This window comes from Streptomyces jeddahensis (assembly GCF_001642995.1).
GTDB lineage: Bacteria > Actinomycetota > Actinomycetes > Streptomycetales > Streptomycetaceae > Streptomyces > Streptomyces jeddahensis.
The window spans coordinates 62,622-77,539 of record NZ_LOHS01000050.1; the positions used below are offsets into that span (position 1 = coordinate 62,622).

At 71.0% G+C, this 14,918-nt stretch carries 16 protein-coding genes; 11 read left to right on the forward strand and 5 right to left on the reverse strand.

The genetic code is table 11. From position 1 onward, the window contains the following. Positions 1-21 precede the first annotated feature (21 nt). From STSP_RS07075 to STSP_RS07085, 3 genes are read right to left on the reverse strand one after another with little or no spacing between them, the layout of a single operon-like run. On the reverse strand, positions 22-801 hold the full coding sequence (locus tag STSP_RS07075) for an SDR family NAD(P)-dependent oxidoreductase (RefSeq protein WP_067273591.1): 780 nt from the start codon (positions 799-801) through the stop codon (positions 22-24). Positions 802-842: 41 nt separating this feature from the next. After that, positions 843-1,793, reverse strand: coding sequence for an LLM class F420-dependent oxidoreductase (locus STSP_RS07080; RefSeq protein ID WP_067273593.1), 951 nt, complete (start codon positions 1,791-1,793; stop codon positions 843-845). Between the two features lie 2 nt (positions 1,794-1,795). Next, positions 1,796-3,052 carry an amidohydrolase family protein gene (locus STSP_RS07085; protein ID WP_067273596.1) on the reverse strand — a complete coding sequence of 419 codons (1,257 nt, stop codon included), beginning with the start codon at positions 3,050-3,052 and terminating at the stop codon, positions 1,796-1,798. A gap of 250 nt (positions 3,053-3,302) precedes the next feature. Here STSP_RS07085 and STSP_RS07090 point away from each other — a divergent pair, with 250 nt between their 5' ends. The 7 genes from STSP_RS07090 (at position 3,303) to STSP_RS07110 (ending at position 8,444) form a co-directional block, all read left to right on the forward strand. Further along, the gene (locus STSP_RS07090; RefSeq protein ID WP_067273598.1) at positions 3,303-6,257 is read left to right on the forward strand and encodes an AfsR/SARP family transcriptional regulator; all 2,955 of its coding nucleotides are present in this window, start codon (positions 3,303-3,305) and stop codon (positions 6,255-6,257) included. A 196-nt stretch (positions 6,258-6,453) separates the two neighbouring features. Further along, positions 6,454-6,639, forward strand: a complete 186-nt coding sequence (locus STSP_RS07095) for a hypothetical protein (RefSeq protein ID WP_067273601.1) — start codon at positions 6,454-6,456, stop codon at positions 6,637-6,639. Between the two features lie 182 nt (positions 6,640-6,821). Continuing rightward, complete coding sequence (locus STSP_RS39040) at positions 6,822-6,974, forward strand: hypothetical protein (RefSeq protein ID WP_157902784.1); 153 nt, start codon at positions 6,822-6,824, stop codon at positions 6,972-6,974. A 76-nt stretch (positions 6,975-7,050) separates the two neighbouring features. Continuing rightward, positions 7,051-7,176, forward strand: coding sequence for a hypothetical protein (locus STSP_RS40725; RefSeq protein ID WP_269801029.1), 126 nt, complete (start codon positions 7,051-7,053; stop codon positions 7,174-7,176). A 42-nt stretch (positions 7,177-7,218) separates the two neighbouring features. Further along, the gene (locus tag STSP_RS07100; RefSeq protein ID WP_067273604.1) at positions 7,219-7,596 is read left to right on the forward strand and encodes a VOC family protein; all 378 of its coding nucleotides are present in this window, start codon (positions 7,219-7,221) and stop codon (positions 7,594-7,596) included. Positions 7,597-7,710: 114 nt separating this feature from the next. Further along, a complete protein-coding gene (locus STSP_RS07105; protein ID WP_067273607.1) occupies positions 7,711-8,031 on the forward strand; it encodes a type II toxin-antitoxin system Phd/YefM family antitoxin in 321 nt (106 codons plus the stop codon). Continuing rightward, positions 8,031-8,444, forward strand: coding sequence for a type II toxin-antitoxin system VapC family toxin (locus tag STSP_RS07110; protein WP_067273610.1), 414 nt, complete (start codon positions 8,031-8,033; stop codon positions 8,442-8,444). The genes STSP_RS07105 and STSP_RS07110 overlap by 1 nt, the downstream gene beginning before the upstream one ends. Positions 8,445-8,513: 69 nt before the next feature. Here the strand turns inward: STSP_RS07110 and STSP_RS07115 are convergent, their stop codons facing one another. Beyond that, a complete protein-coding gene (locus tag STSP_RS07115) occupies positions 8,514-10,130 on the reverse strand; it encodes a FadD3 family acyl-CoA ligase (protein ID WP_067273612.1) in 1,617 nt (538 codons plus the stop codon). Positions 10,131-10,255: 125 nt separating this feature from the next. Between STSP_RS07115 and STSP_RS07120 the strand changes: the two genes are divergently transcribed. From STSP_RS07120 to STSP_RS07135, 4 genes are all read left to right on the forward strand, one after another. Continuing rightward, positions 10,256-11,407 carry a lipid-transfer protein gene (locus STSP_RS07120; protein ID WP_067273615.1) on the forward strand — a complete coding sequence of 384 codons (1,152 nt, stop codon included), beginning with the start codon at positions 10,256-10,258 and terminating at the stop codon, positions 11,405-11,407. Positions 11,408-11,412: 5 nt separating this feature from the next. Continuing rightward, a complete protein-coding gene (locus STSP_RS07125; protein ID WP_067273617.1) occupies positions 11,413-11,862 on the forward strand; it encodes a Zn-ribbon domain-containing OB-fold protein in 450 nt (149 codons plus the stop codon). Then, entirely contained in the window at positions 11,859-12,641 is a 783-nt protein-coding gene (locus STSP_RS07130; protein ID WP_067273618.1) for an enoyl-CoA hydratase/isomerase family protein, read from the forward strand. Before STSP_RS07125 ends, STSP_RS07130 begins: the two co-directional genes overlap by 4 nt. Before the next feature lie 143 nt (positions 12,642-12,784). Continuing rightward, entirely contained in the window at positions 12,785-13,348 is a 564-nt protein-coding gene (locus STSP_RS07135; protein WP_067273621.1) for a hypothetical protein, read from the forward strand. A 100-nt stretch (positions 13,349-13,448) separates the two neighbouring features. On the opposite strand, the gene STSP_RS07140 is transcribed toward STSP_RS07135, so the two are convergent. After that, positions 13,449-14,918 (reverse strand): outer membrane protein assembly factor BamB family protein (locus tag STSP_RS07140; RefSeq protein WP_157902785.1); only part of this gene is annotated, 1,470 nt, incomplete at its 5' end.

A 14,918-nucleotide genomic window follows, 5' to 3' on the forward strand; every position in this document is an offset into this window, starting at 1 on the left:
CCGTCAATACCTGACTGCACGTCAGATGATGCTGACGCCCGCCAGCCACCCGCCGTCGATCACGAACGGCTGCCCCGTGATGTACGAGGAGTCCTCGCTGGACAGGAACAGCGCGAGGCGCGCCACCTCCTCGGGCTGACCGATCCGGCCCAGCGGCACGACCTTGCGGTAGAGCTCGTCGACGGCCGCCGAGATCTCCTCGGCGTTCGCCGCCCCCGGGTCGAGCTGGGCGGGATTGCTCATGGCGGTGTCGATCGCGCCGGGGCACACAGCGTTGACCCGGATGTTCTTCGCGGCCAGCTCGAGGGCGGCGACCCGGGTGAGGCCGACGATGGCGTGCTTCGTCGCCGTGTACGCGCCCACGCCGGCCATGCCGGTCACCCCGGCGTACGAGGCGGTGTTCACGATCGTCCCGCCGCCCGCCTCCGCTATCTCCGGGGCGACGGTCTTGATGCCGAGGAAGACCCCGACCTGGTTGACCTGGAGCACCTGCTGGAACTCCTCCAGAGGCGTGCTCACCAGCTCGTTGAAGCGCAGGATGCCGGCGTTGTTGACCAGCCCGTCGATCCGGCCGTACGCGCTCTTGGCGGCGGCCACGGCGGACTGCCACTCGGCCTCCTGACTCACGTCCAGGTGGACGTAGAGGCCGCCAAGTTCCTTGGCGAGCGCCTCCCCTTGGTCGTCGAGAACGTCCCCGAGGACCACCTTGGCCCCTTCGGCTGCGAAGAGCCGGGCCTCCTGTTCGCCCTGCCCGCGTGCCGCGCCGGTGATGACGACGACGCGGCCGTCCAGCTTGCCCATGGATCCTCCCTAGGTGAGGTGTGATGTGGGTGAGGTGCGGCTCAGGTGGTCAGATGTGGCGCGACTTCGGTGCCGAAGGCCGCCATCTGGTCCGTCAGTTCGGTACGGCTGCGGCTGCGGAACCGCACCTGGATCTGGTGCACGCCCATCGCGGCGTACGCGCGCAGCGACTCGGCGAGCGCGTCGGGACGGCCGCTGAGGGTGCGGCGCCCGACGTCCCAGCCGGGCTCGCCCACGTACAGGGGTTCGGTGATCGCGCCGATGGTGACCGGATCGGCGATCCCGGCCTCCTCCCTGAGCTGCCTGAGCCGGGCGATCTGCTGCGGCAGCCGGTCGCGCGGGTCGCCCTGCGGCAGCCAGCCGTCACCCTTGAGCGCGGCCCGGCGTACGGCGGCGGGCGAGGAGCCGCCGACCCAGACCGGGACCCGGGCCTGGGCGGGCCGGGGCCGCTGCCCGAGCCCCTCGAACGCGAAGCGCTTCCCGTGGTGCTCGGGAAACTCCTCCGGCCCGAGGGCGGCCTTCAGCGCGTCGATCGTCTCGTCGAGGACGGCCCCGCGAACGGCGAAGTCGACCCCGAGGGCCTCGAACTCCTCCTGGACGTGCCCGGCGCCCACCCCGAGGATCAGCCGGCCGCCGGAGAGATGGTCGAGGGTCGCGTACTGCTTGGCGCTCACGAGCGGATGTCGGAGCCCGACGACGGCGACATGACTCAGGAGCCGTACGCGCTCGGTCACTCCCGCCAGAAAGGAGAGCGTGGCGACGGGGTCGTACCAGACGGTGCTCATCGCCGGGGCGAGGCGCCGCGGGATGGCGACGTGGTCGCAGCTCGCGAGGTAGTGGAACCCCGTGCGGTCGGCGACGCGGGCGATCTCGGCGAGATCGGCGGGACCGGCGGCGGCCTCCCAGGGCTCGGCGTAGATCGTGCTCTGCGACTGGACCGGGAGCTGCATTCCGTAGACGAGCGGAGGGCTGTCAAGAGGACTGTCTGCCATGGCTAGGCCCCCGGCCCCGCCCAGAGGCCGTTTTCCGTCAGCCCCAGCAGCTCGATCGCGTTCCGCCGCACGATCCGGTCGACGACGTCCGGCGGAAGGTGCCCCATCTGGGCCTCGCCGACCTCCTTGGACTTCGGCCAGGTGGAGTCGGAGTGCGGGTAGTCGGTCTCGTACAGGACGTTGCCGACCCCGATGGCGTCCAGGTTCCGGAGGCCGAAGGCGTCGTCGAAGAAGCAGCCGTAGACGTGCTCGGCGAAGAGCTCCGACGGCGGTCGGTGGACCTTCTCCGCCACGCCGCCCCAGGCGCGGTTCTCCTCCCAGACGACGTCGGCGCGTTCGAGGATGTACGGGATCCAGCCGATCTGCCCCTCGGCGTACATGACCTTGAGGTTCGGGAAGCGTTCGAACTTGCCGCTCATCAGCCAGTCGACCATCGAGAAGCAGCAGTTGGCGAAGGTGATGGTGGAGCCTACGGCGGGCGGGGCGTCGGCGGACGTCGACGGCATCTTGCTGGACGAGCCGATGTGCATGGCGATCACGGTGCCGGTCTCGTCGCAGGCGGCCAGGAACGGATCCCAGTCGTCGGTGTGGATGGACGGCAGGCCGAGGTGGGGCGGGATCTCCGAGAAGGCGACGGCCCGTACGCCGCGGGCGGCGTTGCGGCGGACCTCGGCGGCGGCGAGTTCGGCGTCCCAGAGGGGGATGAGGGTGAGGGGTATGAGCCGCCCCTGCGCGTCCGGCCCGCACCACTCCTCGACCATCCAGTCGTTGTAGGCGCGGACGCCGAGGAGCCCCAGCTCGCGATCCTTGGCCTCGGTGAAGGTCTGGCCGCAGAAGCGGGGGAAGGTGGGGAAGCAGAGGGCGGACTGGACGTGGTTGACGTCCATGTCGGCGAGCCGCTGCCGCACGTCGTACGAGCCCGGGCGCATCTGCTCGTATGTGATGACCTCGAGTTTGATCTCGTCCCTGGCGTACCCGACGGCGGTGTCGAGGCGGGTGAGGGGCCGGTGCAGGTCTTCGTAGACCCACCAGTCGCCGATCGGCCCGTCGTCGCCCTTCTCACCCATGACGGGCGCGAACTTGCCGCCCAGGAAGGTCATTTCCTTCAGCGGCGCACGGACGATGCGTGGCCCGATGTCCCGGTACCTGGACGGGAGCCGGTCCTGCCAGACGTGGGGCGGCTCGACCGTGTGGTCGTCCACCGAGATGATCTTCGGGAAGGTTCCCGAGGTCTTGTCCAAGGTCTCCGTGGTCTCCATACGGCTCACCGTAGCGCTGATCTGACGAACCGTCAGCTATCGTGCGCGGACTCGGTCACCAGTGATGACCTTGTGAGAGGCGGCCTCCCAGAGCTGACGCATCCGCCATGAACAAGGCAAACTGACGGGTGCGTCATGACGGGTACGTCATGACGGGCGCTCTTCGTGACAGATGCGACGACAGATGCGACGACAGATGTGACGACGGCTGTGGCGACGGGCGTGCAGGACGGCGTGCAGGGGGACAGCGATGGACGATGTGCCGCGAGGAGCGGAGCAGCGGAGTCCGGCACCGGGGCCCGGCCCCGAGCAGCCGGACCTGCGCTTCAGCGTGCTCGGACCGGTACGCGCCTGGCGCGGCGCCGATCCGCTGCCCACGGGCTCGCCCCAGCAACGCGCCCTGCTGGCCGCCCTGCTGCTCCGCGAGGGCCGCACGGCCACGGCCCCCGAACTGATCGACGCCCTGTGGGGCGACGAGCCCCCGTCGCAGGCCCTGGCAGCCGTCCGTACGTACGCGTCCCGCCTGCGCAAGGTCCTCGACCCGGGCGTCCTGGTCAGCGAGTCCGGCGGCTATGCGATCCGGACGGGCGCCCACGCCCTGGACCTCTCCCTCGCCGAGGAGCTGTCGGCCGACGCGGAGAAGGCCCGGAACGCCGGTGACCTGTGCCAGGCCCGCGCACTGATCAACAAGGCGCTGGGCCTGTGGGACGGCGAACCGCTGGCGAACGTACCCGGCCCGTACGCGGAGACGCAGCGGACGAGGCTGGAGGAATGGCGCCTGCAGCTGCTGGAGTCCCGCCTGGACATGGACCTGGAACAGGGCTGCCACGCGGAGGCGGTCTCGGAGCTGACGGCCCTCACGGCCGCGCATCCGCTCCGGGAGCGGCTGCGCGAGCTGCTGATGCTGGCGCTGTACCGGTCGGGGCGGCAGGCGGAGGCGCTCGCGGTGTACGCGGACACGCGCCGCCTGCTCGCCGACGAACTGGGCGTCGACCCGCGCCCGGGCCTGAGGGAGCTACAGCAGCGCATCCTGCAGGCGGACCCGGCTCTGGCGGAGCCGTCGGCTCCGGCCCCGGAGCCGACGGCGGGGCCGGTACGCCCGGCACAACTCCCCGCCACAGTCCCCGACTTCACGGGCCGGGCGTCCTTCGTATCCGAACTGAGCGACGTCCTGTCGAGCGCGGAGGGCCGCGTCATGGCGGTCTCGGCGGTGGCGGGCATCGGCGGCGTCGGCAAGACGACGCTGGCGGTGCACGTGGCGCATGCGGCGCGCGGTTCCTTCCCGGACGGACAGCTGTACGTGGACCTGCAGGGCGCGGGCCCGCGGCCTGCGGAGCCGGAGACGGTGCTCGGCGCGTTCCTGCGGGCGCTCGGAACGGCGGACTCGGCGATTCCGGACTCCCTGGAGGAGCGGTCGGCGCTGTACCGGTCGGTGTTGGACGGCCGCCGGGTGCTGGTCCTGCTGGACAACGCCCGGGACGCGGCCCAGGTGCGCCCGCTGCTGCCGGGCACGGAGGGCTGCGCGGCACTGATCACGGGCCGGGTACGGATGGTGGACCTGGCGGGCGCGCATCTGGTGGACCTGGACGTGATGAGCCCGGAGGAGGCCCTCCAGCTCTTCACTAAGATCGTGGGCGAGGAGCGGGTGGCTTCGGAGCGCGAAGCCGCGCTCGACGTGGTGGCGGCCTGCGGCTTCCTCCCCCTGGCCATCCGCATCGCGGCGTCCCGCCTGGCGTCGCGGCGAACGTGGACGGTCTCGGTGCTCGCCGCCAAGCTGGCGGACGAGCGCCGCCGTCTCGACGAACTCCAGGCGGGCGACCTGGCGGTCAAGGCGACGTTCGAACTGGGCTACGGTCAGCTGGAGCCGGCCCAAGCGCGGGCGTTCCGGTTGCTGGGCCTGGCGGACGGCCCGGACATCTCCCTGGCGGCGGCCGCGGCAGTCCTCGACCTCCCGGCGGAGGACACGGAGGACCTGCTGGAGTCCCTGGTCGACACGTCACTCCTGGAGTCCGCGGCACCCGGCCGCTACCGCTACCACGACCTGGTCCGCCTCTACGCGCGTGCGTGCGCAGAGCGGGATGAGCAGCCGCCGAGCGAGCGGGATGCGGCGATGTCGCGGCTGCTGGATTTCTATCTGGCTACGGCGGCGGGGGTTTATGCGATCGAGCGGCCCGGGGATCGGTTGGTGGATCATCTGGAGCGGACGGAGTATCCGGGCCTGACGTTCAAGGACCGCCATGAGGCCCAGGACTGGTTGTATGCCGAGGCCAACGCACTGCTGGCCTTCGCTCATCAGTGCACGACTGGCTCCATGCTCCGACGCGGAGTCGATTTGCTGTGGGCGTCCAAGGACCTGGCCGAGTCAGGGGCCAACTCCAAGCAGTACGAATCAGTTGCCGCCGCTCTGTTCACCGCCACTGAGTTGGCATGTGATCACAGAGCCGTAAGCCGCGCCCTCACGACGCTCACCAATGTCCACCTTGTTGCAGGGCGCTTCGCCGAGGCTGATGACGACGCCCGGCGGGCTCTGCATCTTGCGCAGACCGCCGGCGATCGAGCGCCGATTGGCTGGGCCGCCAACGACCGTGGGATCATCGCGCTCTACCAGAACCGTTATGCCGACGGTGAGACGCACCTGCAGCAGGCGATCGAAAGCTTCCGTTTCGACCAGAACCTCGCCGGCGAAGCCAGCGCACTCTGCAACCTCTCGCGGATACACCTTGCGATGGGCCGCACGACGAGTGCCGTGGAGTTGGCACAGCAAGGCATCGCGATTTACGACCAGTTGGGACACACCCTTCGCGGTGCCAACGGGCGCTACGCTCTCGGCTTGGCCCTCACTGGCCAGGGCCGCCTGCCCGAGGCCAACGAGCGGCTGTCCGAGGCACTGGAAGTCTTCCGTGACAGCAGGCAGCGGCTCTGGGAAGGCATGACTCTCTTCCGTCTTGCCGAGGCAGCCCTCGTGGAACACAACCCGGCGAAGTCAGCGGCCCTCGCGGAACAGGCCCTCGCAGTACTGCGGGGCATTGGGGGAGAGTGGCGGCGCGGCAACGTGCTGACCGTTCTCGGCCGTGCGCTCAACGCCCTCAATCAGACCGGGCGTGCCCGGGCTTGCTGGCAGGAGGCTCTCTCGATCTTCGAGCCGCTGGGTTCTCCTGAAGCCTCCGACGTTCGTCTCCTGCTGACCCCCGCAGCCGCGGCGTAGAGGAGCGCGGGGCGTTCATCGTTCGTTTATCGCTACTCGGCATCCTCGTGTATGTCGATCCGTCGCGTCGGGGGGCAGACGGGTCAGCGGTGACACCACACCGCTAGGGTGAACGGCCCTGATAAGCCCGTCCGGCGGCCCTCGGGGGAGTCGCCGGGCGGGCTTTGTCCGCCAACGTCACGGGAGTTACGAGATCATGAGCGAAGCCAAGAAGTCCGACGCCGAGGTCAAGCCGCTCGACAACCACGCCACGGGCGGCGAGGAAATCACCACCCTCGACAACCATGCCACGGGCGGCGAGGAAATCACGACCCTGGACAACCACGCGACCGACGGCACCGTGACCCCGCTGGACAATCACGCCACTGACGAGAAGGCCTGAACAGACCTTTTCCAACGGGGGTCGGCCGCGGCGGCGCGGAGGGGAGCCGTCGCGGCCGATGCATGCCCCATGAAAGCTTCAGGACATTCTGCGGCCAGAACCGTTCGATTCCCTCGAACGATCGCCCCCTAACCCTAGCGTCACTCGGTGTTCGGAAGTCCCCCTTCCACGAAGGAGTTGGAGTGACCCGCGCCAAGAAGGTCCTCGTGACCGTCGCCGTGGCAGCCGCGGCAGCCCTGAGTACAGCTGGTCCGGCGATGGCGGACACCCACATCACCGTGACCCCGCAAGACACCCACATCACGGTGACCCCTCAGGACGAGCACGCGTCCTGAGTCCCCAAGCATTCAGCGGGGCCGGGCCACTGCCTGGCCCGGCTGCTCCACTCGGCCGCCAGGGAGTCCCTCGACCGTGAGTGACTGGCGGTGGGAGTACGACCCGGATGAAGCCCATGTCATTGGTGGGGACACACCGGCACCGCCCGCCTTCGTCGCCGAGATCGAAAAGCGAGCCGACGAGATCGTCCGTGCCGTATAAAACCGTGGACGCACGCCTCCCCCGATGGCGATAGTGACGCCCATGGCTTCTCTCGTGCGTCACGTGACCTTCGACTGTGCCGACGCCTACCGCCTCGCGAGCTTCTGGGCCGAGGTGCTGGAGGGTTCCCTCGCGGAGGACGACAACCCTGGTGACCCCGAGGCGCTGGTCACCGCCAAGGGCGTCGCTCTGCTGTTCATCAGCGTGCCCGACTCCAAGACCGTGAAGAACCGCGTGCACCTGGACCTGCAGCCGCAGGACCGGTCCCGGGACGAGGAGGTCGAGCGGCTGCTCGCCCTCGGTGCCACGCTCGTCGCGGATCATCGGCGACCCGACGGGACGGGGTGGGCCACACTCGCCGACATCGAGGGCAACGAGTTCTGCGTGGAGCGCAGCGCGGCCGAGCGGGCGGCCTCCTGATCGGCCACTCGCCGGCGGGCCCGCCCAGGTCCCGTCCCCTCCGCGTACTCCCTGGTCAGCCGAATTTGACGCACACGGTGGAAATGTGTCGCACACCCTCTTACGATGTGCGACATGGAAGCCCATGAGGATGACATCAAGATCACGGTGCGCGACTTGCAACGCAATGCCGCCGCCGTCCTCAAGCGGCTCGAGCACGGCGAGACCATCAGCGTCACCCGTCACGGCCGAACCGTCGCCCGGATAGTCCCCCCGGACCCCGCCGAGGAGGCGATCAACCAAGCCGTCGCTGACGGGCTGATCGATCTCACAGAGCTCTCACGTGCACGCTCCGCCGCCCAGACCGCACGCATCCGGACCGCGCCATCGAGTCCCGGAGAGACACCGCTCAGCCAGACCCTGGCCGAGCTGCGAGACGAGGACTCCGACCGCTGATGCGCTTCATCTATCTGGACACGTCCGCAGCCCTCAAGCTGTTCAAGCAGGAGCATGAAACATCGGCTCTGAAGGCGTGGCTGTCGACCGAAGGCTCGGCCACCGTGTTGACCTCCGATCTCACCCGCACCGAAGTGCGTCGGGCACTGCACGCGGCCAACGCGGCGTCTGAGATCCTCACGGAAGCCGAGGACTGGCTCGAGGAGAGCGCACTGATCCGCATACCGGCCCACCTCTTCGATCGAGCCGGGTTGCTGTGTCCAGGCACCCGCCTGCGCTCTCTCGACGCGCTGCACCTCGCGGCGGCGAGCGGGCTGGGGCGTGCCCTCATCGCGTTCATCGCCTACGACAAACGCCTCGTCGAATCCGCAGAGTCATTGGGCCTGCCGGTCAAGAGCCCCAGCCCTGAGTGATCTCCGCCGGCCTGAGCGAGCCAGGGAACGGCCCGCGTCCCCGGCAAAGTCGCCCAATGGCGCACTGGATCACCTGTTCCTTCCCGCCCGCAGCTCCCCCTTCACCACCTTCCCGCTCGCGTTTCGCGGCAGCTCCCCCACGAACTCCACCGATCTCGGCACCTTGTAGTTCGCCATCTCGCGGCGGGACCAGGCGATCAGGTCGTCCGCGGTGACCACGGCTCCCGGTCGCCGTACGACGTACGCCTTGCCCACCTCGCCCAGCCTCGCGTCCGGGACGCCGATGACCGCCACGTCCGCCACGTCCGGGTGCAGGCCGAGGAGCTGCTCTATCTCCGCCGGGTACGCGTTGAAGCCGCCGACGATGAACATGTCCTTGATGCGGTCCGTGATGCGCAGGTTCCCGGCGGCGTCCAGGACGCCCACGTCGCCCGTGTGCAGCCAGCCGTCCGGCGTCAGTACCTCCGCGGTGGCGGCCGGGTCCTCGAAGTAGCCCTGCATGACGTTGAAGCCGCGGACCAGGACCTCTCCGGGCGTGCCGGGGGGCTGGCCGGCGCCCGAGGGGGCTACCACCCGCACCTCCGTGCCGGGGATCGCCCGGCCCGACGTCGACGCGATCACCTCCGCCGCGTCGCCCCGCCGGCACATCGTCACGATGCCGCTCGCCTCCGAGAGGCCGTACGCCGTGAGCACCGTGTCGACGTGAAGCTCACCCCTCAGCCGCTCCACCAGCTGCAGCGGCACCACGGCCGCGCCCGTCACGACCAGCCGAAGCGCAGACAGGTCGTACGCATCCCGGGACGGGTGGTCGAGGAGGGACTGGTGGAGCGTCGGCGGGCCCGGCAGGACCGAGATGCGCTCCGCCGCGATGTTCGCCAGCACGGTGTCCACGTTGAACACCGGCTGCGGGACCATCGTCGCGCCCCGCATCAGGCAGGCGACGATGCCCGCCTTGTAGCCGAAGGTGTGGAAGAACGGGTTCACGATCAGATAGCGGTCGCCCTTGCGCAGTCCCGCCAGGTCGCTCCACACCTCGTAGCCGCGGAGCGTCTGGGCGTGCGTGATCACCGCGCCCTTGGGGCGGCCCGTCGTCCCCGACGTGAAGATGATGTCCGAGGGGGATCCTCCCGTGACCGCGTCCGCCCGCGTACGGACCTCGGCATCGCCCACCCCGTCCCCGTCCGCCAGGAAGTCCTTCCACGTACGGAAGTCCGCGGGGGCGGCCTCGTCCGACAGCACCACCACCTGCTCCAGGTGGGGCAGCCCGGGCAGCGGCCCCGCACCCACTCCCGGCCCCTCCCCCGCCGCCCGCCGCAGCGAGGCCACATACGACGCCCCGAGGAACGTGCCCGTCACGAACAGCAGCTTCGCGCGGGTCCGTTCCAGCACGTACGCCGCTTCCGCGCCCTTGAAGCGGGTGTTCAGCGGTACGAGGACCGCGCCCGCCGTCACCGCGCCCAGTGCCGAGACGATCCAGTCCAGGGTGTTCGGCGCCCACACGCCCACCCGGTCCCCGGCCCGCACCCCGTTCGCGATGCAGGCCGCCGCCGCCCGTTCGACGCGCTCGCCCAGTTCCGCGTACGAGATCCGGGTGCGGCCGTCGACGACCGCCTCCCGTTCCCCGTACCGCTCGGCCGCCGCCCGTACCAGCCCCGGGATGCTCCCCCACTCCAGGTCCCCGCGCATCGCACGCCTCCACAGGCCAGAAAGCCGTAGCCGAAAACCAGTAGCTGACTGTCCGTCAGATTAGCTGTACCCTGACGCCCTGTCAGCACTTCGGGTGGGCACGGCCAATGGTGCGGAGGTGGCAGGTGGCGGCAAGCCTCAAGGACGCTACGGCGATAGTCGGGATAGGCCAGACCCCGTTCGCCAAACGACTCCCCGAATCGGAGAAGACACTCGCCTGCCGCGCCGTCCTCGCCGCGCTCGACGACGCGGGCATCGCACCGTCGGAGGTGGACGCCTTCGCCTCGTACACCATGGAGGAGACCGACGAGGTCGAGATAGCCAAGGCCATCGGGGCCGGTGACGTCACCTTCTTCAGCAAGGTGGGGTACGGGGGCGGCGGCTCGTGCGCCACCGTCGGGCACCTGGCCGCCGCCATCGCGTCCGGCCAGGCGAGCGTCGGCGTCGCCTGGCGGTCCCGTAAGCGGGGGTCCGGACCCCGGCCGTGGAAGAACACCGCCGTCCAGCTGCCGACACCCGCGCAGTGGACCCGGCCCTTCGGACTGCTCCGGCCCGCCGACGAGATCGCGATGCTCGCCCGGCGCTACATGCACGAGTACGGCGCGACCCGCGACCACCTCTTCAACGTCGCCCTCGCCTGCCGGAACCGGGCCAACCAGAACCCGGCCGCGATCATGTACGAGCGCCCGCTGACCCGCGAGATGTACATGACGTCCCGCTGGATCAGCGAGCCCCTCTGCCTCTTCGACAACTGCCTGGAGACCGACGGCGCGCTGGCCTGCGTCATCGTCTCCGCCGAGCGCGCCCGCGACTGCCGCCGTACACCCGTGTACGTCCACTCGGTCGCCCAGGGCCTGCCGTCCCAGCACCACGGCATGGTCAACTACTGGAACGACGACCCGCTCTCGGGGCCCGCCTGGACCGCCGCCCGCCACCTGTGGAAATCCGCGGACTTCGGCCCTCACGACGTCGACGTCGCCCAGATCTACGACGCGTTCACCCCCCTCATCCCGCTCTCCCTCGAGGGCTACGGCTTCTGCGGGCGGGGCGAAGGCGGGGCGTTCACCGAGGGCGGTGCCCTGGAGATCGGCGGGCGGCTCCCCATCAACACCGGGGGCGGCGGGCTGAGCGAGGCCTACGTCCACGGCTTCAACCTCATCAACGAAGGCGTCAAACAGCTGCGCGGCACCAGCACCGCGCAGGTCCCGGACGCCGCCACCTGCCTGGTCACGGCGGGCGAAGGAGTCCCCACGTCGGCCCTGCTGCTGAGGAGCTGAGACAGATGCCGCAGTCCGAGACCCTGCTCTCGCCCGTCGTCGACGAGGACGGCGCCCCCTTCTGGGAGTACGCATCGCGCGGCGAACTGCGCATCCAGGCCTGCGCCCGCCCCGGCTGCGGCGAGCTGCGCTTTCCGCCGCGCCCCTGCTGCCCGCACTGCCAGTCGTTCGACAGCGAGTGGCGCAGGATGAGCGGGCGGGGGCGTATCTGGTCGTACGTCGTCCCGCATCCGCCGCTGCTTCCGGCGTACGCGAAGCTGGTCCCGTACAACGCGATCCTCGTGGAACTGGCCGAGGCCCCGCGCATACGGCTGGCCGGCAACCTCGTCAGCGCGCCGGACGCCCCGCTGAACTCGGTCCCGCCCGAGCGGCTGCGGATCGGCGCGAAGGTGCAGGTCGTGTTCGCGGACCTGGACGGTGTGGCGGTGCCGCGCTGGGTACTGGAGCGGCCATGAGCCTCCTGACCGAGATGCACAAGGAGACGGGGGTGGCCATCGTCACCCTGGACCGTCCCGACCGGCACAACGCCATCGACCTCGAGACGGCCGGTGAACTGGCGGCCGCATGGCGGGAGTTCCGGTTCGACGACACGGTACGCGCGATCGTCGTCACCGGCGCCGGAACCAGGGCCTTCTGCACCGGGATCGACCGCTCCGCCGACGTCCCGCAGCCCGCATCGCCGTACTCGATCGACGACCCGCTCCTCACGATCGGGCCCAAGGCGAACGACCTCTGGAAACCCGTCATCGCCGCCGTCAACGGCATGGCCTGCGGGGGTGCCTTCTATCTCATCGGCGAGGCCGAGTTCGTGGTCGCGGACGAGACGGCGACGTTCTTCGATCCGCACACGACGTACGGCATGGTCAGCGCGTACGAGCCGATCCTCATGGCGCAGCGCATGCCGATCGGCGAGGTCGCGAGGATGGCGCTGATGGGCACGGCCGAGCGGATCTCGGCGCGCCGGGCGTACGAGACGGGGCTGGTGTCGCAAGTCACCGGGCCGGGCCAGGCGTTGGAGGCCGCGCTCGACTGCGCCCGGGTGATCGCCTCGTATCCGACCGAGGCCGTGCAGGGCACGGTGCGCGCCGTGTGGGCGGCGAAGGAGGCGGCACGCGCGCACGCGTTCGCGCAGGCGCCGCACCTTCTCGCGCTCGGCAGCCTGCCGCCCGAGCGGCAGGCGGAACTGTTCGCCGCCCGCCGCTCGGGCCCCGGGTTGGGTCACCGCGTCCGCTAGGCGGCACCGGCCAGGCGGTTCACCCACGCGTGCGCGGGTACCCGCGCAGTGGTCCCGGGCGTCCTGGGCTGGGATGTTGCCGTATGGCGCGGCTCGCGCACGGGGCGTAGCGTCGTGGTCGAGAGCAGCTGAGGAGGGCTGCGATGGTGCGGAACATCCTCGGGTCCCTCCTCGCTCTCATCGGAGCGACGGCCGCCGTCTGGAGCCCCTTCCGTGTCTGGTACGACGGCCGTCTCGGGCGCGATTACCGCCTCGGGGAGCTGTTCTCCGGTACGGGTGTCACCGCCGCGAAGGCCGCGCTGTTCGGCTCGCTCTTCCTGCCGTTCGCCGTCGCGGCGGTGGTGACGCTGGTCGGGATCGTGCTGCGCTCGCGCGGTCTGGTCGCCCTGGCAGGCCTGATCGTCCTGGGCTTCACCGTTCTGTGGATTGTGCGGCTGGGGCTGGCGCAGGGCAGCCTGACCGTCGGCGGCGCGGGTCCCGGCCTGGAGATGGGCGTCGTGGGCGCGGTCGGAGGAGGGGCGGTGCTGCTGCTCGCGTCCCTCGTGATGCCGGGGCGCAAGCGGCGGCGGGGGCGCAGGCGGCGCACCACGCCGCTGGCGCCGGCGGAGCCGGCGGCCGCCGGAGAGGTCACGCGTCCGGGCCCGGCGCAGCCGGCCCGTGACGAGCCGACGCAGCCGATCCGGCAGCGGCCACCGGACCACACGTGATCCCTCTGGGATGCGGGTACGGTGCCAGGGCACCCGCCGTCGTGGGTTGTGCCCACCCGTTCCGCCCCAGCGGAACGACTGCCCACAACAGTCCGGCCGCCTACCCCCGCGCCGTCCCCGTTCCCTTCTCCGCGTCCAGGGCGTACACGCAGCGGTCTTTGCTGCAGGCGTACACGACGCCGTCCTGCACGACCGGCGAGCCGGTGATCTCGCCGCCCGTTGCGAGCTTCCAGCGCAGGCGCCCGTCGTCGGCCTTGAGGGTGTACAAGAGGTGGTCGGTCGAGCCGAAGTGGATGCGGCCCTCGGCGACAGCGGGGGCGCCGACGACGTCGCCGCCGGCCTGGAACCGCCACTTCGGGGTGCCGGTGACCGCGTCCAGCGTGTACAGGCCCTTGCCGCTGCCCACGTGGACGTGGCCGTCCACGACCAGGACGGGCTCCACGGAGGACCGGGACTCGGTGGCGATGCGCCACCGGTCGCGGCCGTCGGTCGCGTCCAGGGCGTACACCGTGCCGAGGTAGTCGGCCAGGTAGACCCCTCCGCCGGTGACCGCGGGCCCGGGCACGTACGCGGGCGGGCTCAGGAAGACCGCGGGCGCCTCGAAGTGCCAGCGGACGAGGCCGCTCACCACGTCGACGGCGAGGACGCGGGTGCCCGCGGAGATGTACACGTTGCCGTCGGGCGCCTGCGTCAGCCGTACCGGCACTCCCCCGCAGGACGCGGCGTCGCCGACCGGGTACGACCAGCGTTCGTTGCCGGTGCGCGCCTCGAGCGCGCGCAGCCGGGCGTCCTTCCACACGTACACCGTCCCGTCGTGCACGACGGGCCCGGCCTCGGGGGTCTCGAAGTCGCTCTGGGCGCCGGTGATCTCCCACAGTTTCTCGCCGCTCGCGGCCTCCCAGGCCTGGACGCCGCCGCCGCGGGTCGCGGTGACGACGGTGCCGCGGTCGGCCTTCAGCGAGTAGACCCAGCCATTGACGGGCAGCCGCCACAGGTCGGAGCCCTCGCGGGCGTCGAGCGCGAGGAGCGTCGGCCCGTCCGACGCGTGGATACGCCCGTCGGCCACCGCCAGCGACCAGGCGACGTCCCGCGTCTTGAACCGGCGCCGTCCCGTGCCGACGTCCAGCGCGTGGACCTCGAACGACGTGACGTACACGAGGTCCCCGGCGACGACGGGCCTGCCCCACACCTCGTTGGACATCCGGAACCGCCAGGGCCGCCAGGGCGCCCCCGCGTCGGGCTCGGGGGGTGCGGTCGTGGGCGCGGGCACCGCCGGAGCGCCGTTGACCGCGGCGCTTGCCCGTGACCAGGAGGCGGCGAGGCCCGCGGCGACAGGCTGTGCCTTGACGGCGGCCGCGCGGGCGTCGGCCACGCGAGGGCCGGGCCCGATGGGCACCTGGGCGCCCGGGAGGCGTACCGGTCCGGCGTCGGGTGCCGGGCCGCCCGGCCAGCCGGCGCCGCCGTCGCCGCTGACGGCGGGGGCGGGCTGCACGGGCCCCGGGGCATGCTCGGGCCGCGGGGCATGCTCGGGCCGCGGCGGAACGGCGGGGGCGGCGCCCCGTCCCCCGCA